Source organism: Sediminicola sp. YIK13 (assembly GCF_001430825.1).
Lineage (GTDB): Bacteria > Bacteroidota > Bacteroidia > Flavobacteriales > Flavobacteriaceae > Sediminicola.
Genome location: NZ_CP010535.1, coordinates 3,192,629 through 3,216,611 on the forward strand (window position 1 = coordinate 3,192,629; position 23,983 = coordinate 3,216,611).

The window sequence follows — 23,983 nt, forward strand, 5'->3', positions numbered from 1 at the left end:
GGATATTTTACATAATACTACATTATAGCTATCAAATGGATAAACCACTCTTATTGAATAAACAATACATTTGTACTATAATTTTTGTTATGTATAATTGAAATGATTTTCTTGATAAGAATAAACATCTATTATCTTAATTTCAATCGTAAATTCCTCCCGCCACGTAACTCATCCAAAGTGACCAATAGCCTTTCATTTTTACCCAAGGTAAACTTTGGATACACTTGTACAAACTGCACTGTGGATCCGGAACTGACCTTGGAAGGTCTCTTGAATTGATAAATTGGTTTTAAGGGTACTTCCTGAAAGGAGGCCTTTCTTTTTTTGGTGCCGTTCACCCTGTAAAGGTCCAAGGCGTTGATTTCATAATCGATCTGTGTTCCGTTCTGGATCTCAAAGACTACAAAGACCTTATCTCCATGATATAGGCTATTGGTCATGCTAAGGGCCATCCCTTTATTATGCTTTATTTGATTGAACGGCCTAGGCGTTTTTAGTAATTGGCCGCATAATTTTTCTAACTCCGTAGCCTCGGAATTCTCTGCTATCGAATCCAAAGTCGTAACTGTTTCATTTTCTTGAAACCATAAGCTAGTCTGCTCCGTTTCATTTCCAATACTTTCTTCTTCTGTAATGAAATAATTGAGCTTAGACAGTTTTTTCCCATATCGCAGAATATAAGAAAAGACCTGGCCATTGGTTCCAATGACCAAGAGGTTGCTTTCCGCACCTGGGTAGGCTTGTAAAAGCCCAAAGTACTGCTGTTTTTCCCTATTGAAACTGAATACATAATTAGCGGAGCCTGTAATCCCCTGTTGTATGGGGCTGGGGAAGAATAGGGCCACGGCCTTGTGCTCATTGGCAAAGATAGTGTCCAAGGGTTTAGTGTCTTGTGCAGATGCAATCCAAATGGAGCAAATAAATATAAAAGGGTAGAGCATTTTTTTCATGGTTTATTGTTTTATTGATGATGGTAATTATTGACTTTTTAAGAGCAATTGATAATTATCCGCGACCAAAACCTTTACGGTGCGGTTGTTTCGTTGGAATACCTTTGTGATACCTCCCACCTGGGGAACTCCAGGGAGGTTGATGTCCTGAACAATGTCATCCGCCACTTCTCGGGAGGCATCGGATTTGAAACTGTTCTCTATATAGACACCCTCCAATCCGTCCTGCAGATCATAAGCCTTAAATGTCAAGGGCACATGGTCTATATTTTCAATTTTGATCATTACCCGATTGGGTTGAAAAGTTACTATTCCGTAAACCTTTGTATTCACTGGGAATAGGGTAGTGCCGATCAATACCTTTTGGGTCAGTTGAAGTTGTATCCTGCTATTTGCCTTTAGGATCTGCTCTCCATCCACCTTTGCAAAAAGCACACTGGATGTTGACCCTGAAGACCCATCTTCGATGGGTTGTGGATTGGCACTAAAAAAAAGCTGGTGCTCCAATCCTATTTCTTTTAAGGAAACAGTAGGGTTCCATTCTTGCTTCGGGATATCCTGTTCAGTTTTTTCACGGGTCTCGTAGGTTTGCCTTCCAGCTCGCTCGGTTTCCCGATCTGTATACTTGCCGTATATACTGTCCAATTCCCTTTCCCTTTTCTTTTTCACAAGGTTGTAATCAAAGGCACCTATGGAATCGAACAGCTTTTCATCGTAAATACTCGGGGCATTGGTCTGCCTTACTTCCTTAAGTTCATTAAGGGCATACAGTTTGGAGGAATAGTCTTTTTGCTGCTGTTCCAATTTTGGGACTTGAGTCTCTTGCAAAACATCATTTTGGTCATCTCCTTCCCCTAAGACCAAATAGGTGTATGAAAGGATAAACAGAATAACGACCAGTATCACGGATCCAAATACGATTTTGTTCTTTTCTATATTCATGATAGATTAGGTTTAGTAGCCCTTAAGGGCTATCATTATTAGTTTTCTTTAGGCTGTTCTCAAAATAATTGGTAATCAATAGGCCATGGGTGTTCTTGGGAAAATTACGGTCCACGGTTATCAATTGGCCAGTACTGATCAGGATATAGTGATCTATGACCGTGCCCCGGTTGATTTCAAAATAGGTCGTGGTCCTGAACTTATAGGGTTCTGCCGTTAGATCCAGTTCTGTATCTATTTGTATGACCTTTTGTACCAAGGAATATTGCAATAGTCTGTTATAGACCCCATCCGCTTTTTTCTGTCGGTAGAGGTTGTCCACGGAACTATCGCCCAACCATAGGGCCTTCTCAAGGTTCTTTTCATAATTACTGGCATCGAGACCATAGAAATAATGGTGGAACAGGTCCAAATGCGCCAGGGCCTCCACTTCCAGATTTTCCTTTTGGGAGACCAGTTGGAGAGGAATTACATTGCCATCCGTACTGATGGCAAAGGCATTATCCAGACTTTCTTGGTAGATGTTATAAACCATTAGTCCCGAAAAGAAACTGGAACCCAAGGCAATGACCACTACCGAAAAGACGATGAGCCGATTCAAATGCAATACCTGATAAATATTTCTGTACGCTGTTTTCATTTAGGTGAAGAGTTTAAAGGTGAAAGAGGTAGCCTTCCTGTAGAGTTTGAATTTTAGAAAGACAATAAAACCAATGCTACCCAACTGTACCAAGGGGGCAAAGGCAGTGCTTCCAAAATCAGTACCCAACAGATCGGACCAAAAATTAGTATTGATCTCGGTATAGAGGTTATTGACAAAGACATTGACCAGAAAAAAGGCAGGGACAACCATATACACAGCAGCATATAGCTTGAAAAAGGTATAGGCCATGCTCCTGAATTTTTCGAAAACCGCCAGACTGATGATCAAAGGGAAAAAGGCCTGCATGATCCCCAATAGGAAATAGCGTTCCGCCAAGAAAAGGGGATAGATGAAAAGATCCAATAGCCAAAGGAACAGCCCTATGATAAAGGCGAATATTTTCAGGCCGAATAGGGGAGTGACCAATGCCTCGTACAAAAGGGCCATTGCTTTTTTCGCTGCTTCTAATGCACCCACCTCCTGTTCAAGATCAATATCCTGGAGCTGTAAGGGAAGTAGGGCAGGGGCTGTGTCCCGATATTGGGATTCAATGGCCACCAAAATCCCATCGAAGACCCCCAATACTTGGGTGGAGAAAATGGCCAAAATCACCGCCGCAAAATTCTTGGCCAGTTCTTCCGGACTCAAGCCCCAGGTGTAACCGTATTTATTGACCACCCCTTCATTGTATTTTTTTAGGATATTGATCAGAAAAAAGAGCACGGCCAAAGCTTTCATTCCCCCAATGGCGTATTGGGAAAACTCACTGCTCTTTATGGTCTGGAAAACAGTGTCCACATATTCCAATCCCATCCCCAATATAATGGCCGCCTCCATCATTAATAATTGATTTCCCGATTATTGATCCTATCCTGCATTTCCCGAAAAGAGATTATTTCCCGATAGCGGCGGGTCTTCTGCTCTATCTCCACAACCATTTCCTTGGATTTCAATTCCTTTTCCTTTAGAATGGTGGCCCTTTCGGCATCAGTCATCTTGAGGTAGTCACTGGATAGGATCTGGTCTATAAAATCCAGATCCTCCAAGGAGTTTTCAATAATGGCATTAAAGGAATCGGAAACCCTATTGATCTCATGGGGTTTTATATAGGGTGAATACAGGAGTTCCCTGAGATCGTTTTGGACAATATCGAACAACCGTTGGTTGTTATTTGCCATTTCCCTGACGGCCTTCAATTGCTTAAGGACATCGTTGACTTTTTGGATGTTCTCCTTCTGTTCTTTCAGGAACTCCACGGTCTTTAAAAGCTCGGAGGTTTGCTTAGCCGACTCCAACAAGGACTTGGCCAAAGAGATGAAGTTGGTGTTGTCATATACAGGCATCCCCTGGGCCGCACTATGGCTATTTGTTATCAGGGTTAATAATGCTGAGATTACTATGATTTTTAGGTTCATAGAGTTGATTTTAGATTGTTTATTTGTTGTACATATGCAGTAATTGCCTTTTCCATACAGCCATATTTATTGTAAAGGGCCATTATAGCCGCGTTTTCTGGGCCATCGGTGAGATAGGCGGCATAGACCTCAGGGGGTACCTCCAAACGGAAGATGTTGCTTTCCTTGCCGATTTTTATAAATACCTCGGTATACTTTCGTGGACCGATCAGGTTGTTCTTGATGGATTTTAATTGGTTCAGGTCGTGACTGGAGAGGTTCAACCGTTCTTTTAATGCATCATAGCCCTTTTCATTGTTCAGGCTGTAAATGACCTGGGTGTTCTCCAAAATGCTGGCAGAGGTGGAATTGTTGGGCAATTGGTTGATGGATTGTAGGATGATACCTATGGCCCCATTTTGTTTTCGGATGGCCTGATAATAGAATTCCACACTTTCAAGCACATTGTCAAATTTTAATTGTTTGGCAAATTCATCAAAAAGGATGATACCCTTTTCTGCCCGGTTCTTCCAGATGGTCCTTTGAATGGCCGATTTGATTAATTTCAGCATAACGGACAAGATTTCCTTGTTGTCCTTTACTTCATCCAACTCAAAAATGATCAACCCCTTGTCCTCGATTTTATAGGTCTGGTCCTCCTTCAGTTCGAACAAGAAGCTATAGAGTCCACTGCCCACATATTCTGATAGGATGTGCAGGAAGTTGGTGATGTTAAAGTAATCGGGATGTATTTTGAGATCCTCAAGAAGGTGTTCCCTATGGCTATCGATAAAGTCATAAAAACTTTGCAAGGAATGGTCCTTGTGCACTTTTTGATAGTAGTGCAAGAGTATCTTCTTAAGCGATACGGTTTGGGCCTTGGTCACCTTTAGCTCACTGGCCAATATTTCAAACAAGAATATAGAAAGATCTTCTAAGCGTTCGGGGGTAAGATCCTCTTTGTTAGAGATGTAAAAGGGATTGATGCCCAAGTTTTTGCCGCTTTCGTACCTTAATACGGCATATTGGTCGGGATACAAATTGGCGAACTTGGTATAGGATCCCCCAAGATCGATGATGACCAACCGAATCCCATTTTCAAAATACTGCCTCAGAATATTGTTGGCGAGAAAGGATTTTCCTTCTCCGGTAGGGGCAAAGATGACAAAGTTGCGGGCCTTGATCCGTTTCTTATGCTCATCCCACACATCCTTTAATATGGGTATATTATGTTCCCTATCATTGAAGAGGATCCCTGTCTCATCAGATCGGTAATTGGTATTGTTGAGAAATAGGCAAAGACTGTGTTTTAGATCGGTAACATATAAATCTTCATTGGAAAAATTTGAAGAGAAGCAACAATAGCTGTTCAAAAAATAGTTCTTTCGCTCTTCCCCCCTCGGATAGTAGGGGAAGATGTCCAAGGCTTTGAATTCCGCTTTTATGGTCGATGATATCCGTTTGAGGTCAGTTTCCTTGTCCGACCAATAGATGATGTTCAAATGGCCACGGATGATCCTAGAGGTTTCGTCCGCATTGATCTGGTCCTGGATATGCTGGATTTTCTTCAGTACCACTTTGTTCTGGGAGCCAAAATTGGAGCTCTTCTGCAGTTCCTCAATTTTCTTGTCGAGCAATTTTCTCCATTTCTGTTTGTCGTCCAGATAGATGATCTGGTTGACAATATGGTTTTCTTTCAAGGTCAGTCCCAGCCCATCTATAAATCCCTGATGGAATACAAAATCATCGGAAGTGAAACGGTCATTGGTCTTACTACTCTGCACACATTCTCCAAAACAACCTTCATTGTTGACCGCAAGGACATCAAAAAAGTGTTCCCCAATGGCAATATTGGATTTATCCAACAGCATATCGGTATCAAAACCTTCATTATAGCCGTTGAAGTAATTATTGGTAAGACCTAGTATTTCAGATTCCAAAAGTGGCTTCAAGACAATCTTTCTGCTGTTATTGATAAAGGACGTCGCATCATTGACCACGGTTTTAAAACGGGATATAGATTCATCCAAGGAATCAGTTATGGAATGGGAAACCTTCTGGAAGGGATTTACATATTTGTCATTGTTCAATGCCCTGTTCCTGGTAAGGATGAAGAAGAGATAGCTCTTGTGGTCCAAATAGTCACGACCTTTAAAATAGTGTTGGGTGGCCTTGGATAGGAAGGTGTCTTTGGGCAATTGATCCGCTGAATAGGATTTCTTTAAATAGACATCTTGTTTATGGATGACCGTTCCCACAGGCATGGACTTGAAGGCTTGGAACCAGGTACTATGCAACTCATCAAAATCGGTAGAGGAAAGGGAATGTACTTCGGGTAGTCTTAAGGTAAACCCAAGCACCACATTTCCATTGCTGGCAAAAATGGCATTGCCCTGGAGATCCATTATAGGATGTTTGGAGACCAAGTTCAGCTTATTCATATTTCAAGGGACTTATTTGTTTATTACTGATGTTCTTTGGAAATACCTTTTGGTAATGGAGGAGTTGGGGTTGGTTGATCAATCTGGTAAAAACCACATATAAACAGGAATTAGCGCTTATGGTTCCAAGTATGACTAATAGGCTAAAAGAAAAGATAATGACCAGTAATGAGCCCAGGATGGAAAGCAACTGCAGGGCGAAGAGGGATAGGGGCAAGCCCCAGATCAATGCCCTTTTTCTAATGTTCTTATATGTCTCGAATCGTTTCATCAGACCACGATTCCTATAAGATAGGTGAAAATGCCAACGACGGCCCCGGCAATAAGGACAAAGACCAGTACCCTTGTAATGCCCTTTTTGAGATCTGCATTTTCACCGAAGAAATGCCCCGCATTGAACAAAAACCCAATTAGGAAAATAACACCTAAAATAATGGGAAAAATGGTCCTGATGGTATCAGATACATCGTTGACCGAATCTTCAATGCCACCAATCTGCGCAAATATTGCGCTAGTAATCAGAGAAAAAAGTAAGCTGAGATAAATGGATTTTTTCATAATAAAATGGTTTTAATGGCTGACCAATTTTGTTACTGAAAAAATACAGATTAATTAATTTAAAATATTGATAATCAATATTTTGTGAATAAAATTATGTTTGAATTGAATTGTGTCTGTTTGATTACAAATGGGAACGAAATAAATGGAATTTGAAGGGAGGGGTGTTGATAACAGTTTTTAGAAAATAACAAATAGAGGATTAAAACGTCAAGTTTTAATTTTTATCTTCTTAAAAACTCATTTTTAATGATATAAAAGAGATATTAAAAAGGTGACTTCTTCAAAGGGGCCTTAAGTAAAGAAAAGGACTACATTTTTGTAGAGAATAAAACGGATTAATTGCGTTTATATACTATATTAGTCAACCAAAGAGAATTAATACACTTTAGCCAAAAAGTTGGGCAAGACATATAGAAGCCAACGCTGAAAAACCCAAAAGAACCAGTTTTTTGCCAATGCTCGAACTGAATAATCTAACTTTGAAAACGATAAAAATAAATTTAGAATAAATGGCCAAACAGAAAGTAAAGGAAAAAGCTATTGAAGAAACCTTGTGGCAATCTTGCGACAAGTTGAGAGGTTCGGTAGAACCTGCCGAATACAAACACGTAGTTCTCGGACTGATTTTCCTCAAATTCGCCAGTGACAAATTTGAACAACGCAGAAAAGAACTGATTGCAGATAATAAAGAAAAGTATGTGGAAATGAAAGATTTCTACGCTATGAAAAATGTGTTCTACTTAGAAGAAATTTCACGGTGGAGCTACATCATCAAAAATGCCAAGCAAAACGATATTTCCTTAAAAATTGACACGGCTCTCAACACTATTGAGAAAAACAACCCTGCTCTTAAAGGTGCTTTGCCCGACAATTATTTTTCTCGTTTGGCATTGGACAAAACCAAACTCGCTTCCCTACTCGACACTATCAACGACATTGACACGCTCAAAGACAACGGACAAGATGTGATTGGACGAGTGTATGAATATTTCTTGGGTAAGTTTGCTTTGAAAGAAAGTAGCGGAAAAGGCAAAGGCGAATTTTATACACCCAAAACCATTGTGAATTTGATGGCGGAATTAATAGAACCCTACAAAGGCATCATTTATGACCCTTGCTGTGGAACAGGCGGAATGTTCGTGCAGTCTATCAAATTCATAGAAGCCCACCAAGGAAGCAAAAAAGAAGTTTCTATTTACGGACAAGAAAATACGCCAACCACTTACAAATTGGCGAAAATGAATTTGGCGATTCGTGGGATTGCTGCCAATCTTGGCGACAAACACGCAGACACTTTTTCCAACGACCAGCACAAAGACCTGAAAGCCGATTACATTATGGCGAATCCGCCATTTAACTTGAAAAATTGGCGAGGCGAAAACGAACTCTTGGACGACCCACGTTGGATGGGCTATGAAGTGCCACCCAAAAGCAACGCCAACTACGGTTGGATTTTGAATATGGTGAGCAAACTTTCTGAAAATGGAGTAGCAGGTTTTATTCTTGCCAATGGTGCACTTTCGGGCGGTGGTGAAGAATACAAAATCCGTAGAAAGTTGATTGAAAATGATTTGGTAGAAGCCATTATCATCATTCCGCGAAATACTTTTTACACGACTGATATTAGCGTTACGCTATGGATTTTGAACAAAAACAAAAAGCAACGTACCGATAACACCAAAGAAAAACCTAAAAGCTACCGAGACCGCACAGGCGAAATCCTGTTTATGGATTTAAGGCGTTGGGGCAGCGAGTACGAAAAGAAATACATAGAACTCACCGAAGACGACATACAGCAAGTAGCTCTAAACTTTCACAATTGGCAGCAAGCCGATTATGAAACTACCTACAAAGACATACCCGAGTTTTGCAAATCTGCCAGTTTTTTAGAATTGGAAGCCAACGATTTTTCTTTGGTGCCGAGCAAATTCATAAAGTTTGTGGACAAAGACAGCGGTATTGACTTTGACATCGAAATGAAACGCATACAACAAGATTTTAAAACCCTTTTGCAAGAAGAAAAAGACTCACAAGCACAATTGATAAACGCTTTTAAAACATTGGGCTATGAGCTTTAAAAAAATTGGCCCTTATATTAGAGAAGTTGACAAAAGAAATTCTGACTCAAAAATCACTTTATTGAGAGGTGTTTCAACTCGTAAGGTATTAATTGAATCGGTCGCCAATATGACAAATGTAAGCTTGCACAATTACAAAATTGCTGAGAAAGGACAATTAGTATATGTAGCTGATACTTCAAGAAGAGGTGAAAAAATTGCCATTGCTTTAAATGAAGACGAAACCTGCATAGTATCTAGCATCTACACTGTTTTTGAAACAGACCAAAATTATCTTTTACCTGAATACCTGTTCATTTGGTTTAATCGTTCTGAATTTGACAGATATGCACGTTTTAATTCGTGGGGCAGTGCTAGAGAGACTTTTAATTGGGATGATTTGTGTGATGTGGAAATCCCCATGCCAAGCATTGAAGAACAGCGCAAATATGTAGCCCTGTACAACGGTTTGCTCACCAACCAAAAAGTGTATGAAAACAGCTTGGCTGATTTGCAGCTGATTTGCGATACCTACATTGAGGATTTGATTAAAAAAGAGCCGCTGAAACGATTGGGTGAATATATCGAGTTGAATGAACAGCGTAATAGTGATTTGAAGTATGGTGTCGATGATGTTCGAGGTGTTTCAAATAGCAAGCAGTTTATGCCAACAAAAGCCAATAATGTAGGAAGAAATCTCGAAAGGTTTTATGTGATATCGCCAGGTGAATTCGTTTACAATAGTCGAACGACTCGTATGGGTGATAAGGTTGGCTTAGGCTATAACAACAATGAAGAAACCTTTTTAACAAGTTGGAATAATACCGCATTTAGAGTAAAGAAAGATTCTCTGAACATACTCAATCCAGCATATCTGTATTTATTTTTTTATCGTTCTGAATTTGACCGTTATGCTCGTTTCAATTCTTGGGGAAGTTCAACAGAACTATTTTCTTGGGCGGATATGTGTGATGTTCATTTGCCCATTCCGAGCATAGAAAAACAAGAAGCCATAGTTACCATTTACCACACTTTAGAAACCCGCAAACGCATCAACGAGCAGTTAAAAGAAAGCATTAAACCGCTTTGCCCTGTTCTGATGAAGGGGGTTGTGGAGAGTATGGAAGTTGAAAACCTTAAAATAGAAACGGTATGAATTTTATCCTAAGACTTTTTCTAACATTCAGTTCGGTTTCCTTCTTTTTGATTGTTTATTTAGTTCAAAACGAAGTCAATCCTTACGAGTGTATATTAGGAAAATACGCTTGGGTTACCTACGTGGTTTACGTTCTTATCCCTTTCATTCTAACTCTTATATCGCTTGGCATTTGCAAACTTTTGGCAAAATCTACAATCAACTCGGTTGTCTCGCTTGAAACATCAAACAACGACTTTCTTGCTAATTACTTGGCCTTCTTTTTTGTGGCTCTCAGTGTAAAAGGTATGCTTACGTTTTGGATAGTTTTTGGAATGACGATTCTCTTCACTTTTGTTTCAAGAGTATCGTATTTCAATCCAATATTTTTAGTATTTGGCTATAACTTCTACTACGTGCATACAGGCGAAAATGTGAAAGTAATGCTGATAAGCAGAAAAAAATTAAAGAGTCCGCAGACGTTTGAACCAATGTCTGTAAGGAGAATTAACGATTACACCTTTATAGAAATATGAGTGAACTATTGGGCAAAATACAGGGTGAGTATAAAAACATTCTGAATCAGCAAAACAGCATCATTGCTGATTTTGATGTTAACGCAATTGAGGCAATAGACTTTTCACCAGGGTACAAACCAGACGAAGATGAATGGTTTCGTATTGCAAACTTTTCGCAAAGTGATTATCACATTGATGAATGTAATGCGAACTTTAGCACAGCAAGTTTGAACCAAATTACGAATGCTGATTATCAAAGAATTGCAGCTATTGGGATTATTCAAAATGGTCAAAAGCACTTTCAAAGAATCACGCCTTCTCTCTTTGTAGCTCGCAAAACCATTCTTGATTATTCAGGAGCACCGCAAATAGTAGAACACAGAAATCAAATTGAAATCAGAAGTGAATCAGATGCTATTTACCTTTCTGCAAGTGATACACTCTATTTTAAAACCATTGGTAGAATAAAACTAATTTTTCCAGGAATAGAAGAATTGCATAGAGAAGCCACGCAAGATGAAGTGGATGCGTTTGTAGAAAATGATTTCATTGAATTAGACGGAGTGGAAGCAAATGCCATAGGAGCTTTGAATAGAAAACGAATAGCGGATATTGGAGCAAAATATAACGGTCTAACGCAAGCAAAGAAGAATTTGCTCATTGCCTATGCCAGAGACAAAGCAGGAGTTGAAATTGAAAACAAAGCTTTCAAAGTTCAGTCAGAAACCGACTTAAAGAAAGTACTTTACGCAATGGACCAACGCTATTATTACGCAGATATTTATGAAGAAAATCGAGTAGCAAGCTCGGTAAGAGTAGTTACAAACGAATAATGAAATTCACAGAAGCCAAATTAGAGCAAGCATTTATAGAGCTTTTAGGAAATGAAGGCTATCCACATTTTGTGGGCAGTAGTTTGGTACGTTCAAGCGAAGATGAAGTACTCATTGAGGAAGACCTAAAAACCTACTTGCTCACTCGCTATGAGAATGCTAACCTAACCGAAACAGAAGCTCAATCCATTATTCTGCAACTCAAAACCCTTTCTTCGGCAGACCTTTACGAAAGCAACAAAAAAATAATGCAGTGGTTGGCAGACGGTTTTATTCTGAAACGAGAAGACCGCACCCAAAAAGACATTCATATTTCGCTTATTGATTATGCAGGTTTAGACCGTCAACGGCAAAGTGAAAATTTAGACATTATTGCCGCTGAACCCGAAGAACAATATCCACCTGATACCAATATTTACAAGTTTGTCAACCAATTGGAAATTGTTGGCACAGAAAGACGTATTCCAGACGGCATTTTATACATCAATGGTTTGCCTGTGGTGGTTTTTGAGTTTAAAACAGCCATTCAAGAAAACACCACCATTCACAAAGCTTTTGTTCAATTAACAACTCGTTACAAAAGAGACATTCCCGAGCTTTTTAAATACAATGCCTTTTGCATCATCAGTGATGGTGTAAACAACAAAGCAGGCTCGTTCTTTGCCCCTTATGAATTTTACTATGCTTGGCGTAGAATTGCGGGTTTGGCCAAAGATGTGGACGGCATAAACAGTATGTTCACTTTGGTTCAAGGAATGCTGCATAAAAACCGCTTGCGAGACATTATTCAGAACTTCATCTACATTCCAGATTCATCCAAAAAAGACGAAAAAATCGTTTGTCGCTATCCGCAGTATTACGCAGCTCGCAGTTTATACGAAAACATCAAAAAAGCTGAAAAACCACAAGGAGACGGAAAAGGCGGAACTTACTTTGGAGCTACAGGAAGCGGAAAGAGTTTTGCAATGCTTTATCTCACTCGTTTGTTGATGAAAAGCAAGCATTTTGAAAGTCCAACCATTGTTCTCATTACCGACAGAACCGATTTAGACGACCAACTTTCAGGGCAATTTACCAATGCCAAGCAATTCATTGGAGATAATGCGGTAGAAAGTGTTGAAAGCAGAGCCGATTTGAGAACCAAAATGCAAGGCAGAAATAGCGGTGGCGTGTTCTTGACCACTATTCATAAGTTTACAGAAGACACCGAACTGCTTACCGAAAGAACCAATGTGATTTGTATTTCAGATGAAGCCCACAGAAGCCAAACCAATCTCGACCAGAAAGTAAAAGTCACCAAAGATGGAGTTAAGAAAACCTACGGTTTTGCTAAATATTTACACGATTCATTGCCCAATGCCACCTTTGTAGGATTCACAGGTACGCCAATAGATGCCACTTTGGACGTGTTCGGAAAAGTAGTAGATGCTTACACAATGACGGAATCTGTTAGAGATGAAATTACGGTTCGCATAGTCTATGAAGGAAGAGCAGCTAAGGTAGCCTTGCACAATAGCGAATTAGAGAAAATTGAAAAATATTACGAAGAAGCAGCCGAAGCAGGAGCCAATGAATACCAAATAGAAGAAAGCAAAAAGGCAACGGCTACAATGAACGCCATTTTAGGCGACCCAGACCGCTTGCTTAAATTGGCGCAAGACTTTGTTCAGCACTATGAAAACAGAGTAAACGAAGGAGCTACTGTTAAAGGGAAAGCAATGTTTGTTTGCAGTAGCCGTGAAATTGGCTACGAGTTTTACAAAAATGTAATCGCTTTAAGACCTGAATGGGCGGAAATAAGAATTGCTGAAGAAGTAGCTGTTTTAACAGACAAGGACAAAAGGGAAATCAAACCAATGGAGCGAATCAAAATGATAATGACCAGAGGAAAAGACGACCCAAAAGAAATGTACGATTTGCTCGGCACAAAAGAATACCGCAAGGAATTGGACAGACAGTTTAAAAATGAAAAATCTAATTTCAAGATTGCCATTGTGGTAGATATGTGGCTTACAGGTTTTGATGTGCCGTTTTTGGATTCCATTTACATTGACAAGCCTATTCAGCAACACAATTTGATTCAGACCATTTCAAGAGTTAACCGAAATTTTGAAGGCAAAAACAAAGGTTTGGTTATAGATTACATTGGCATCAAAAAGGCTATGAATATGGCTCTTGCCAAATACAACAAAGGCGAAAGAGAAAACTTTGAAGACATCCAAGAATCGCTCATAATTGTAAGAAATCATTTAGACCTTTTAGCCAAAGTCTTCCATAAGTTTGACAGTTCAAAATATTTCGGTGGCGCAACTTTGGAGCAGTTAAACACCTTGAATATGGCTGCTGAATATGTTCAGTTGACCAAAGACTTGGAAACCCGATTTATGGGCTTGGTAAAACGTCTGAAAGCCGCTTATGATATTTGTGCAGGAAGTGAACATTTAACACAGAAAGAAAGGGATAACACGCATTTCTATTTGGCTGTAAGGTCAATCGTTTTCAAACTGACCAAAGGCAGTGCACCCGATACGGCACGGATGAACGCCAGAGTTAGGGAAATGATAAAAGATGCATTGGAAAGTGATGGAGTTCAGGAAATCTTCAAACTCGGTGATGAAACACAAAGCGAACAGGACCTTTTTTCAGAAGACTATTTGGCGAAGATTGACAAAATCAAGTTGCCACACACTAAAATCAAATTGCTTCAACAGCTTTTAGCCAAAGCCATTGGAGAGATTAAGAAAGTCAATAAGGTAAAAGGAATTGACTTCTCTAAGAAAATGCAAACCTTGGTAGAACGCTACAACGAGCGAAAAGAAGATGACGTGTTGCGAAGTGAAGTGTTTGAAGAAATGGCGGAGCATTTAACTAATTTGATTTGGGAAGTTCAAAAGGAATTTTCCGCAGGTGACGAATTAGGAATTGATTTTGAAGAAAAAGCATTTTACGACATCCTGAAAGATTTGTGTATCAAGTATGACTTCAAATATCCCGAAGACAAATTAATTGTTTTATCCCAAGCAGTTAAAGACTTGGTAGACTCACAAGCCAAATATCCTGATTGGAGCAAACGAGAAGACATAAAATCCGCTTTGAAAGTCGGACTAATAATCCTCTTGGACGAACACGGTTATCCGCCAGTAGAAAGAGACGAAGTATATAAAGACATATTTGAACAAGCAGAGAATTTTAAAAAAAATAGAGTAATAACGAAATAATGCCAACGCTAAAAGCAATACACATTTGCAATTAGTGCCAGTCAACGCTACAACCAAAAATTGCAAAAGAGTATGTCTTTGCCAAGGCTCCAAACAGAAATTATAAATTAGGAATTTTACAACTATTAATCTTATTCTACTTTTTAGCTTGAAAATAGAAAATTATAATAATGATTTTTATTTTCTTTTATCAACCACCTTATTATCAAAAGCAATCAAGTTAAAAAGTTGCCGCATTCTGCTTCTGACCCTATTGCCATAGCGTTCTTCCAATTCTTTAGCATTGAGGTTAGTGGTTGCATGGGTAAGGACCTTATTGTTCAATAAAAGTTCATGCCTGGATATCAGGATCTCTCCCAATACATTGCAATCTTTTCCGTAATGCCTACCCAAGGGCTCCACGCCAAGATCATCAAAACAGAAAAATCCGTAATTACCATATTCTTCAATAACCTTGTAGCCTAAATGGTTAAAAGCAAATGTGATATTGCGTGAAGGAATCACCTCATATGTTCTTTGATGGGGCACGATGTGTCTTAAGAGCTTCAAGAAACTTGTTTTGCCGCACCCCACGGGTCCAGACAGTAGAATTCCTTTGTGTATGTCTATTCCCGCTTTTTCACAGCTCTCTACGTCCCTGATATAGTAATTGGAAAGTTTATAAAGAATACCATGATCTTCTTCAAAGATGCGGAACTCCTCTCCAAAAAGTAGTTTGCCTTTGGCACTTAAATATTCGAGTATCTTCTGAAAATCATAAATGACCTTTTTTCCATCAAAAGTGCCAAGAACATGTTCAACACCACCTTCAATTATTTTAGAGGGGTTCTCCATAATTTTTGTCTTTGGTGGTTTTCAGGTTGTCCTTTGCACCATGCCTATTGGTATGGGACAGGGTTTCGAATTGTTTTACTTCAATACCGTTGATAAGCCATTTTTCGGCCAGGGCCCTCCAATCTGAAATAACAGCCTTTCCATTGATTTTCCAGCCTAAACTTTGGTAGTGGTGATAGAATTTCAACCCTTCTTTGGAAGACTTGTTTTTTGCTTTAAAAAATGAAAGAACTTCCAATTCATTTTTGGGAGTACCTCGTTTATTTAAGTTTGTTTTTTGTTTATTATTGTTTGTATTAGATACCACTGCTTGTTCATTGCTTGTTTCAGACTTGTCCACAACTTGTTTAGTAGTTGTACCAAAAACAAGGAGGCTAATCTCACTTCCTTTAAATGGGTTGTGGGAGGGAAAATATAAAATGTATTTCCAGTCATTTAAATTGCTGAGACACTTGTGATAGGTGGCCTTGGATCCGATTTTGGCCAGTTGCATCACTTCATCTCGGCTGATATGGAATTTATTTGGAAACCTGTTGATGTTCCAAAACTGGAATAGTGCCATGTAAAGACTTATATGGGTAGGGTTCAGCCTGGAGTCTTTTGAGAATTGCTCGAAAACAGCATTTAGATGGAGTATATAATTCATGGTAGATCGTAGTTATCGGGTTGTATGCTATTTTTCAAAAGAATTTTATGAATCTCTTCCTCATCATAATAGATGATACCACCGAGCTTGGAGTAGGGGATAGTACCGTTCACCCTTAAGTTTTGGAGCGTACCTGGGCTGATACCCAAGAGAACCATGACATCTGAGGATCGTAAGAATTTTTTAAATCTAGGGCCACTGCCTGTATGTAGTATTTTTTTGAGATCGTCCAGTAATTCCATTTTGAATTCCCTTAGATCGTCTGTGGTAATGATGTTGCTTGGCATAATGTGTTTGTTTTAAAGAAAGGGACTTCCGGTTATAGTTTTTTAATGGTTGTCCCTTTCAAGGTTTGACTTTCGTTCTACAAATCTGGAGGGTTTTGTTGGACTTTATTCACAAGTTGAACCCATCTTGGGTGAAATTTTAACATCTTGAAGTTTAATGGATTTTAGGGTAAACTGGTATTCTATTATGAAGCACATGTGGACTGGCAGCAGCAAAATCACCTTTATTTAGGAAGGGATAGGAAAACCCCAAGATTCACCTACCTTGGGTAAATCTTGGGGGCCCAATTGTTACTAATGGGTATGTCTTATTCATCCTCTTGGTCCAAACGGGATATGAGCCTTGTAGAGAGTTCATCCAAAAATTTGACCCTACTTTTTTTCCGGGCCCTAATTTCGGTATAGGTCCTGTAATAATCCCCCAGATCAAAATTAAAGGTACGTTGCGGCGCTTGGGCAATTTCCTTAATATCGGCCTTTCCATTATTGACAACTTCGGCATGGTACAGGGCGTAGACTAGTTCGGTCATCCCGGTTTTTGAGGATGTCCACTGTAAAGAACTGTGTGAATTTCCATTTCTGGTTGAATTAGGGGAATCGCTCTGTTCCAAAGTAACCAGTCTTTGTTGCAAGTATCCAATTAAGGATTTGTAGGCTAATAACTTCCCTAAAAGCATATCATGGGAGGTATTGAACTCGGGTTCCAAATAATAAAATTTAGAATGGGTGATGGGCAGGGTGTTGAAATGGCTTCTGGTGAAATATTGGCGGTCCAAATGTTCTTGTCCAGATTCTATGTAATGGGCAAAATCTAAGTTGTAGGTAAAGAACCGATTTAGTTTGCTCATTTTAGAAGTAATGTAATCTTGTTGGGTGCTTAGAATCGCCCTTGGAAATTGTAGCTCAAATGATCGTATTTGGGAGTAATAAATCAAATGCTGAAGTGGTACCTGCTTGATATGCTTGAAGAATTCTATTTCTAAGTCCACAGTAGGGAATTCCTTGTTTATAACTTCCTTTTTAAAAAGAGATAATACGTCCCTGCATAGAGAGACGGCCTTGCTCGTCTGACGGATAAGGTCATGGGAAGATAGATCTATGTTGCTCAGATCTTTTATTAAGGTTTCAGACTGTAGTTTTAAATCCATAAGCTTTCCGTTTTTACAGAAAATGCACACTAACAGTATGGTCGCCATGGATAATTTGGGGGGTAAGAAAAGTAAACTACTTTAAATCACAACAATAACATAGTATATAATCTAATTTATATGAAAATAATCTATATTTATTAAAAAAACAAATATTCCAATGATATTTTTTGTTTGAGTTTTTTTCCAAAAAATCTACAATTTAGTATGACAAGCAATATGTTTTGATTATCAAAGATCTGTAATTGAATGTCGCCATTTACCATTTAAGATGTCCATTATAGCTTAGTAGGATATTTGTAACATTTGGTAGAATGGCAATATGACTACTACATCCATATAGGAATAGAATAACTGGTAGTTAAAACTTTACAAGAAAAAAAACACTATCCTATTTTGAAAAGTTGATGATTTCTGCCAAAGCTTCATCTGCGCTTTTATGGATAAAGTTACCCTGATAACCTATAGTCGTGCTCAAATGTGTATGTCTGTATAATTTTTGAAGCATTTGAGGAGACACCTTGTCCCCAGCAATATTTCCAAAACTATGTCGTGCTATGTGATTCGTGATCTTTTTGTCAATCTCGGCCAGTTTGGCAATTTCGGTCAAATACGTGTTGTGCCGTTTAATGGCAGATTTAATCCCTGTATAGATGGCCAATGTATCATTACTAGGGATATTTTTTAAATCAGGAAAAATATAGTCGGCATTACTCACTTTACTATTCTTATAATGGCGGAGAATTTCGTTCACAGGATCTGGAAGTTTTAAGGAATCAGCCTTGTTGTTCTTATTCATTTTATAGTACAGTCTGTCTCCTACGATATCTTTCCATTGCATTCTCAAAACGTCCGAAATTCTTATGCCGGCCAGATAGAATGAAAATAGAAAGGTATTTCTTGTATGCCATATGGCTGTATTTTGTTCTAAATCAAGTTTTTCTATTTTTACAATCTCCATTTCATTTAGGCCAATTTTAATGGTTTGGGGATATTTTATTTTTATTTTATTCCGGCCAAAAGGATAGAATTTTTGATCCACTATCTTTTTGCTAATGGCAATATTATATAGCATCCGTATCATAACGAAGACATTCATAACTGACCTTTCGGATAAGCCTACAGTATTTAGTAGATGAATTTTCATTTTTTTTAATAGGTGCTCATCGATTTCTTCAAAGCTTAGATTTCTATTTTTGACAAATTCCTTTATCCTGTTCACTTTGCTTCTATCTGAAATGGCTCGGTTATGTTTATTCGCCTTAAATAAATCTTCGATATGTTCATCGGCCAATTCGAAAAAGGAAAGTCTTCTAGTGTTTTTGCGAATAGAATCAACAACCTGCTTCGCGGAATAATTTTGTTTGGATGATTCTAGTTCAAAAATTATATCCTCTACTTCATCGTATTTTTTTCTAATGAGCCTATTGAGCTGTTTATGCTTGGGATGGGAAATTTTTACCTTTTCACTTCGTTCATCCCAATATTCGGGTTTTAGCTTCTGGCCCAAATGATAATAACTACGTTTTCGATTTACGGTAAGGCGAAGAGCCAGGCGATGAAGCTTGTTTCCCTTTTTGTCCAACTTGGCATGTAAGACGGTTTTTAAAGTTGCCATATCTCATCATGTTTTTTGTAAAGATAAACAATCGGGGTAACACATGGGTAACACATTTATTGATATCATATGGGTATATATGAAATCAAATAAAATTACAAGTACTTAATAATCAGTGATTTAGATATTTTTGATGGTATTTGATATGGTTGTATTATAGGCTTAGGATCTAGTGCCGTGAGGTGTGAGAGTCCGTCCCGATAGCCATCGGGATTCCGCCTGTACAACATCAAAATAACCCCGGGTTTTACTGGGGTTATTTATTTCTGACACTTTGTGTTCTTCTTGTAGCTTCCATATCGTCATTGTGAACATAGTGAAGCAATCTGCCCTATTCGGGGCCCATTAATAAGATTGCCGCGCTCCATTTCATTCCGCCCGCAATGATATTTTTCTACCTTTTGTGCTCCCCATGGTTTTTGTGAATGTAGAGAAGCAACCTCCTCCACTGCGTTTATGGCAGTGATAAATTGACAATCAGGTTTTTAGAGATACAGCGGATAAAATCGATTACTTTTTTTGGATATTTTTCGTTGAAAAACGTACCAAAAGGGCAATATGAGCTACAATTGACCGTTTTCAAATGGCAACGGTATTAAACTTCCCAAAAAGTTTTGTGCCTACTAAACTTAACCTAGAAGGCCCCCAAAAGGAGCTGGACAATAAACACGTAATCCCCCGAATCTCACATGGAGAAAAATTTAAAAGTAAACGGATTCTACTACAAGAAGAACGATACCCCTATTTCTAAAACCGAACGCGAACTATTGGTCAATGATCTGATGAAAGTGTTGAAGAAGCACGACTTCGAATTTTTTGGGTACTATAATTTTGTGTCCGATGAGGATGTCAACCTATTGGATATCAATCTAAAAGCACCAAAAGAGGACATCCCCCAAAAGACATTGCGGGTGTCGTAAAGCAATATTGGTGTAATTTGTTCTCCATAGTCATTGCGAACAGAGTAGAGCAATCTGTCTCCTAAGGGTTACGTTAAAAAGATTGCTGGGCTACATTACATTCTGATCGCAATGACCATTGAAACTGCGGTCATTGCCCTATAGCATACACGAAGGAAAGATGGAATTGACAATGTTTCTTGTGATAGGCTTGTCAAAAAAGCCAGCTATATACGAATTGTTTTTGGCCTTATTTCTGTCCTTAGAACTGGTAAAGGCCGATAATATGTAGATTTTTGTTTTTTTAGGGAGACCAGGTATTTTTTGAAATTCCTCAATAAATTCCCAACCTCCCATGCCAGGCATTACGAGGTCCAGAAAGATTACGTCCGGAAAGCCCTCGCCACTGTTAAGGAGCTGGGACAGTTCTAGAAGGGCATCTTCTCCATTATCGCACATGTAGATTAAGGCATCCTGCGCACATTGTGATACCACATATTTTGTAGCAAATTGGGATACCATATCATCATCAATTACCAATACAAATGGTCTCAAATTTTTGTATTTAAAGTGCCTATTAAGGCTATGAGTTATCAATCAAAGCGATTAAGCTTTAATTTTTTAAAAAGCTAACTTAAAAATATATTTGTAAAAACAGGAGTGTTATCAATAATATATATGTTCCTGAGCCCTTATAAATGTATATTACCTTGATTGCGAATCACTGTCGTTTTTCTGAACCTTCTTAAACAATCCGTTCCTTTTCTCACATTACCGCGCTCCAATGCGTTAGGCTAGTAATGTCTACTTCCACGAAACAGCAAAAGAAAAACATCCCAAGTGGCTATGTTATTTAACGATCTGCGATCCAAGATAAATAGGAGAGGGTGTCTAAGTGTTTAGAAGACAAAATCTTATGCATTTATTGGATATTATTTTCTATCTTATGCAAGATTAAACTGAGATCACTAAAATAACTTTCTTAACCAAACAAAATGAAAACTATAAAAATTAGCATTCTACTTCTCACATTTTCTTTTTTAGGCTTTGTACAGGCACAAGAGCCAACAGTCATAATTACGCTAACCGTAGATACGGCTGCGCTTGGCAATGATCATGATGCCCCTGGTGGCTGCTCGTTTACAGTCTCCCCGGCGGATAAGGTCTTTTTGAATGACCCTAACGATCCAAAATCCTTTACTATTTTAGTGGAGGAATCAGATATTATTGAATGGCAGGGTATTACCACTACAGGCGATGATGTAAAAATTAAAAAAATAAGTTTTATTGGGGGAATAGAGATTTTTGGTTCCAATAACATCTTTGGGCGTAATGAGAATGGAAAAGAAAAGGTAAAGGCCAAACCCAATAGAAGAACACCTCCTGGTCAAGATTATATATATGCTATACGGTTTAGGCCCGATGGGTTTTCTAACTATAATTTAGATCCCAGGATCAGGGTTGGGATTGAATAAACGAAAAGCGAACTAACGTTTGTATATTCGAGTATATGTGCATTTTATGAAAAAAAGAATCTATTTAAAGTTTTTGCTGATTGTCTTTCTAGGCCTATGTTGGGTGAATGGGCAAGCACAGACCTTGCACCAATTGGTCCTAACGGTAGATATGACAAAACCGAACAGTGCACCCAACAGTTCTTTTAGTGCGGGAAACAATACTACTGTTGTTGAAAATAGCTCCCCTAACCGCTTTGCCATTTGGGCAGAAGTAGGGGACTCCGTTTTATGGGAGGCCAAATCCGCAGGCGAAGCACAAGTGCCTGTGAACGTTGTCGGCGTCAATTACGTGGGTGGGCCACGTATTTTTAGTTCCAATACCTTAACAGGGAGCAATTCCGTTAAGGCCACCATTATTCGTGGTGGTAAGGAAGATTATGTCTACAGGCTTCAATATACCATTGGTACGGATACAAAGGTGTATGCTGTCACTGCCTTAATCAAGACAAAAAAATAGCGATCAATGCTTAGTATATGAAGTTGTACTTGAAATGTAATGGTTGGGCAAAAGTAATGGTATTGCTGTGCCTGATGGTAAAGGGTACGCTCGGTTTTGGTCAAAACGAATCTGTCGCCGATAGCTTGATCCAGGTGTATCAATCTGGAAACTATGATCCGGCGCTAAAACTTAAAATTTTATCGGGTATTACGGTCAACCTTCCCGATCCCGAACGCATTTTGGCGTATAGTGATACGTTGATGACGGAGGCGATACGCCAAGATTCCACGATATATGTTTTTAATTCTCACTTACAGACCGGGAATGCTTTGCAACAAAAAGGAAATTTAAGTGGGGCGTTGGAAAGTTATTTCAAGGCCATGGAAATAGCCAATAAAAGTTCCGATAAAAACCAGTTGGGAATCATGTATACCGCTATTGCAGCAGTATATGCCGGGATGGACAACAGGAAAAATGTAAGACAATACTATTCCGATGCCATTGAAATTTTTAAAGCGGAAAAGGACACGTTAAACTATGCCGTGGCCATGGAAAATTTAGGGGATACCTATTTGGAGTGGTCCAAGCCAGATTCTGCATTGTTGTACTTCAATCGATCTGGCCCGATATTCAAAAAATTGGAAAATAACCTTGCACTGGCCTATAATTTAGGGAATAAGGGGCTTGCCTATGCGCAAAAGGGAAGGCCTACCAGAGCGGAGGAAAATATCAAAGAGGCCGTTTCCATTTTGGAGGAATTGGGGGATTACAGGCCTATTACAACCTACCTCAACTATATGTCCGATATCTATGCCAATAGGGAAGATTGGGACAGCGCGTTTGATTATGCTTTACGTTCCTTGGAGCTCGCAAAGCAGTATGGATTAAAAGTTCGGATAAGTAGTGCTTATTTAAAATTATCCGAACTGTATGAACGCACCGGGTATGCCTCCGCTTCCTTGAACTATTACCGCAAGTATATCGCTTTTAGGGATAGTGTGGTCAACATCACGGCCGTACAACAGATGGCGGACATTCGTCGAAATTCTGAAAAAGCACAGTTCAAGGCGCAACTAGATTTAACAAACCAGCAGAAACGGACCCAAAAAGTAGTGGCCATTGCAACTGCCATAGCCTTATTCTTGATTATTCTGTTGGCCATAGGTTTGTACAGACGCAATTTGTACGTTAAACGCACCAAGACCATTATTGAAAAGGAAATGGCCAGGTCAGAGAGGCTTTTGATCAATATCTTACCGGAGGAAACTGCCAGGGAATTAAAGGAGCACGGGAAGGTACAGGCCAAAAAATTTGAATCGGTATCTGTTTTGTTCACTGATTTTGAGGCTTTTACCGCACATTCCGAGCACGTAGATCCCGAGCTTTTGGTAAATAGGCTGGGGTATTATTTTACAGCTTTTGACGATATTATTGAAAAATACGGGCTGGAAAAAATCAAGACTATTGGGGATGCGTATATGTGTGCGGGCGGTTTGCCGTTCCCTTCAGCAGACCACGCCGTTAAAATGGTACAAGCGGCATTTGAGATTATTCAGTTCGTGGAGGAAGCCAAGTCTGAGAAGGAAAAAGACTTTTCATTCAACGTGCGTATAGGCATCAACACTGGGCCTGTAGTTGCAGGCGTAGTGGGCAATAAAAAGTTCTCCTATGACATTTGGGGCGATACGGTAAACGTGGCTTCCCGTATGGAAAGCTTATCCCAATCCGGAAGGATCAACATCAGTGAAAATACCTATAATTTGGTGAGGGAGACTTTTAAATGCACCTATCGTGGTCAGATAGAAGTCAAGAATAGGGGATCCATGAAGATGTATTTTGTTAATGGGCCCAAGCAAGAGGCTGGTAAATCATAAAACAGGAATCACCAAAACACGGATAA

22 protein-coding genes are annotated in these 23,983 nt (G+C 39.0%); 8 read left to right on the plus strand and 14 right to left on the minus strand.

Features of this window, described 5'->3' with window-relative positions; translation table 11 throughout:
• Nucleotides 1–131 precede the first annotated feature (131 nt).
• From SB49_RS14215 to SB49_RS14250, 8 genes are read right to left on the minus strand one after another with little or no spacing between them, the layout of a single operon-like run.
• Nucleotides 132–953 carry a DUF4138 domain-containing protein gene (locus SB49_RS14215; protein ID WP_062057850.1) on the minus strand — a complete coding sequence of 274 codons (822 nt, stop codon included), beginning with the start codon at nucleotides 951–953 and terminating at the stop codon, nucleotides 132–134.
• Nucleotides 954–980: 27 nt separating this feature from the next.
• Nucleotides 981–1,895 carry a conjugative transposon protein TraM gene (gene traM, locus SB49_RS14220; protein ID WP_062057853.1) on the minus strand — a complete coding sequence of 305 codons (915 nt, stop codon included), beginning with the start codon at nucleotides 1,893–1,895 and terminating at the stop codon, nucleotides 981–983.
• Between the two features lie 22 nt (nucleotides 1,896–1,917).
• Nucleotides 1,918–2,535, minus strand: a complete 618-nt coding sequence (locus SB49_RS14225) for a hypothetical protein (protein ID WP_062057856.1) — start codon at nucleotides 2,533–2,535, stop codon at nucleotides 1,918–1,920.
• Nucleotides 2,536–3,375 carry a hypothetical protein gene (locus SB49_RS14230; protein WP_062059268.1) on the minus strand — a complete coding sequence of 280 codons (840 nt, stop codon included), beginning with the start codon at nucleotides 3,373–3,375 and terminating at the stop codon, nucleotides 2,536–2,538.
• A 2-nt stretch (nucleotides 3,376–3,377) separates the two neighbouring features.
• A complete protein-coding gene (locus SB49_RS14235) occupies nucleotides 3,378–3,953 on the minus strand; it encodes a hypothetical protein (RefSeq protein WP_062057859.1) in 576 nt (191 codons plus the stop codon).
• Complete coding sequence (locus tag SB49_RS14240) at nucleotides 3,950–6,373, minus strand: TraG family conjugative transposon ATPase (protein WP_062057862.1); 2,424 nt, start codon at nucleotides 6,371–6,373, stop codon at nucleotides 3,950–3,952. The genes SB49_RS14235 and SB49_RS14240 overlap by 4 nt, the downstream gene beginning before the upstream one ends.
• Complete coding sequence (locus SB49_RS14245) at nucleotides 6,366–6,644, minus strand: hypothetical protein (protein ID WP_062057864.1); 279 nt, start codon at nucleotides 6,642–6,644, stop codon at nucleotides 6,366–6,368. The genes SB49_RS14240 and SB49_RS14245 overlap by 8 nt, the downstream gene beginning before the upstream one ends.
• Nucleotides 6,644–6,931, minus strand: coding sequence for a hypothetical protein (locus SB49_RS14250; protein ID WP_062057867.1), 288 nt, complete (start codon nucleotides 6,929–6,931; stop codon nucleotides 6,644–6,646). Before SB49_RS14250 ends, SB49_RS14245 begins: the two co-directional genes overlap by 1 nt.
• Nucleotides 6,932–7,443: 512 nt before the next feature.
• On the opposite strand from SB49_RS14250, the gene SB49_RS14255 reads away from it, so the two are divergent.
• From SB49_RS14255 to SB49_RS14275, 4 genes are all read left to right on the plus strand, one after another.
• Complete coding sequence (locus SB49_RS14255; protein WP_062057870.1) at nucleotides 7,444–9,012, plus strand: type I restriction-modification system subunit M; 1,569 nt, start codon at nucleotides 7,444–7,446, stop codon at nucleotides 9,010–9,012.
• Nucleotides 9,002–10,147, plus strand: coding sequence for a restriction endonuclease subunit S (locus tag SB49_RS14260; protein ID WP_062057873.1), 1,146 nt, complete (start codon nucleotides 9,002–9,004; stop codon nucleotides 10,145–10,147). Before SB49_RS14255 ends, SB49_RS14260 begins: the two co-directional genes overlap by 11 nt.
• A 511-nt stretch (nucleotides 10,148–10,658) precedes the next feature.
• Nucleotides 10,659–11,477 carry a hypothetical protein gene (locus SB49_RS14270; RefSeq protein ID WP_062057880.1) on the plus strand — a complete coding sequence of 273 codons (819 nt, stop codon included), beginning with the start codon at nucleotides 10,659–10,661 and terminating at the stop codon, nucleotides 11,475–11,477.
• The gene (locus SB49_RS14275; RefSeq protein WP_062057883.1) at nucleotides 11,477–14,695 is read left to right on the plus strand and encodes a type I restriction endonuclease subunit R; all 3,219 of its coding nucleotides are present in this window, start codon (nucleotides 11,477–11,479) and stop codon (nucleotides 14,693–14,695) included. Before SB49_RS14270 ends, SB49_RS14275 begins: the two co-directional genes overlap by 1 nt.
• Before the next feature lie 177 nt (nucleotides 14,696–14,872).
• On the opposite strand, the gene SB49_RS14280 is transcribed toward SB49_RS14275, so the two are convergent.
• From SB49_RS14280 to SB49_RS14300, 5 genes are all read right to left on the minus strand, one after another.
• Nucleotides 14,873–15,529 carry a hypothetical protein gene (locus SB49_RS14280; RefSeq protein ID WP_062057886.1) on the minus strand — a complete coding sequence of 219 codons (657 nt, stop codon included), beginning with the start codon at nucleotides 15,527–15,529 and terminating at the stop codon, nucleotides 14,873–14,875.
• A complete protein-coding gene (locus tag SB49_RS14285; RefSeq protein ID WP_082591123.1) occupies nucleotides 15,513–16,175 on the minus strand; it encodes a hypothetical protein in 663 nt (220 codons plus the stop codon). Before SB49_RS14285 ends, SB49_RS14280 begins: the two co-directional genes overlap by 17 nt.
• Entirely contained in the window at nucleotides 16,172–16,462 is a 291-nt protein-coding gene (locus SB49_RS14290) for a helix-turn-helix domain-containing protein (RefSeq protein WP_062057889.1), read from the minus strand. The genes SB49_RS14285 and SB49_RS14290 overlap by 4 nt, the downstream gene beginning before the upstream one ends.
• A 308-nt stretch (nucleotides 16,463–16,770) precedes the next feature.
• The gene (locus tag SB49_RS14295; RefSeq protein WP_062057893.1) at nucleotides 16,771–17,610 is read right to left on the minus strand and encodes an RteC domain-containing protein; all 840 of its coding nucleotides are present in this window, start codon (nucleotides 17,608–17,610) and stop codon (nucleotides 16,771–16,773) included.
• Nucleotides 17,611–18,001: 391 nt separating this feature from the next.
• Nucleotides 18,002–19,228 (minus strand): site-specific integrase, encoded by a 1,227-nt coding sequence (locus SB49_RS14300; RefSeq protein WP_062057896.1) that lies wholly within the window; start codon nucleotides 19,226–19,228, stop codon nucleotides 18,002–18,004.
• Between the two features lie 689 nt (nucleotides 19,229–19,917).
• Between SB49_RS14300 and SB49_RS14305 the strand changes: the two genes are divergently transcribed.
• The gene (locus SB49_RS14305) at nucleotides 19,918–20,148 is read left to right on the plus strand and encodes a hypothetical protein (protein ID WP_062057899.1); all 231 of its coding nucleotides are present in this window, start codon (nucleotides 19,918–19,920) and stop codon (nucleotides 20,146–20,148) included.
• A 138-nt stretch (nucleotides 20,149–20,286) separates the two neighbouring features.
• Here the strand turns inward: SB49_RS14305 and SB49_RS14310 are convergent, their stop codons facing one another.
• The gene (locus tag SB49_RS14310) at nucleotides 20,287–20,682 is read right to left on the minus strand and encodes a response regulator (protein ID WP_145758399.1); all 396 of its coding nucleotides are present in this window, start codon (nucleotides 20,680–20,682) and stop codon (nucleotides 20,287–20,289) included.
• Nucleotides 20,683–21,122: 440 nt separating this feature from the next.
• Here SB49_RS14310 and SB49_RS14315 point away from each other — a divergent pair, with 440 nt between their 5' ends.
• The 3 genes from SB49_RS14315 to SB49_RS14325 are packed head-to-tail and all read left to right on the plus strand — an operon-like array spanning nucleotide 21,123 to nucleotide 23,957.
• Nucleotides 21,123–21,602, plus strand: a complete 480-nt coding sequence (locus tag SB49_RS14315; protein ID WP_062057907.1) for a hypothetical protein — start codon at nucleotides 21,123–21,125, stop codon at nucleotides 21,600–21,602.
• Between the two features lie 46 nt (nucleotides 21,603–21,648).
• The gene (locus SB49_RS14320) at nucleotides 21,649–22,101 is read left to right on the plus strand and encodes a hypothetical protein (protein WP_062057910.1); all 453 of its coding nucleotides are present in this window, start codon (nucleotides 21,649–21,651) and stop codon (nucleotides 22,099–22,101) included.
• A gap of 17 nt (nucleotides 22,102–22,118) precedes the next feature.
• Nucleotides 22,119–23,957, plus strand: coding sequence for an adenylate/guanylate cyclase domain-containing protein (locus SB49_RS14325; protein ID WP_062057913.1), 1,839 nt, complete (start codon nucleotides 22,119–22,121; stop codon nucleotides 23,955–23,957).
• Nucleotides 23,958–23,983: the final 26 nt, after the last annotated feature.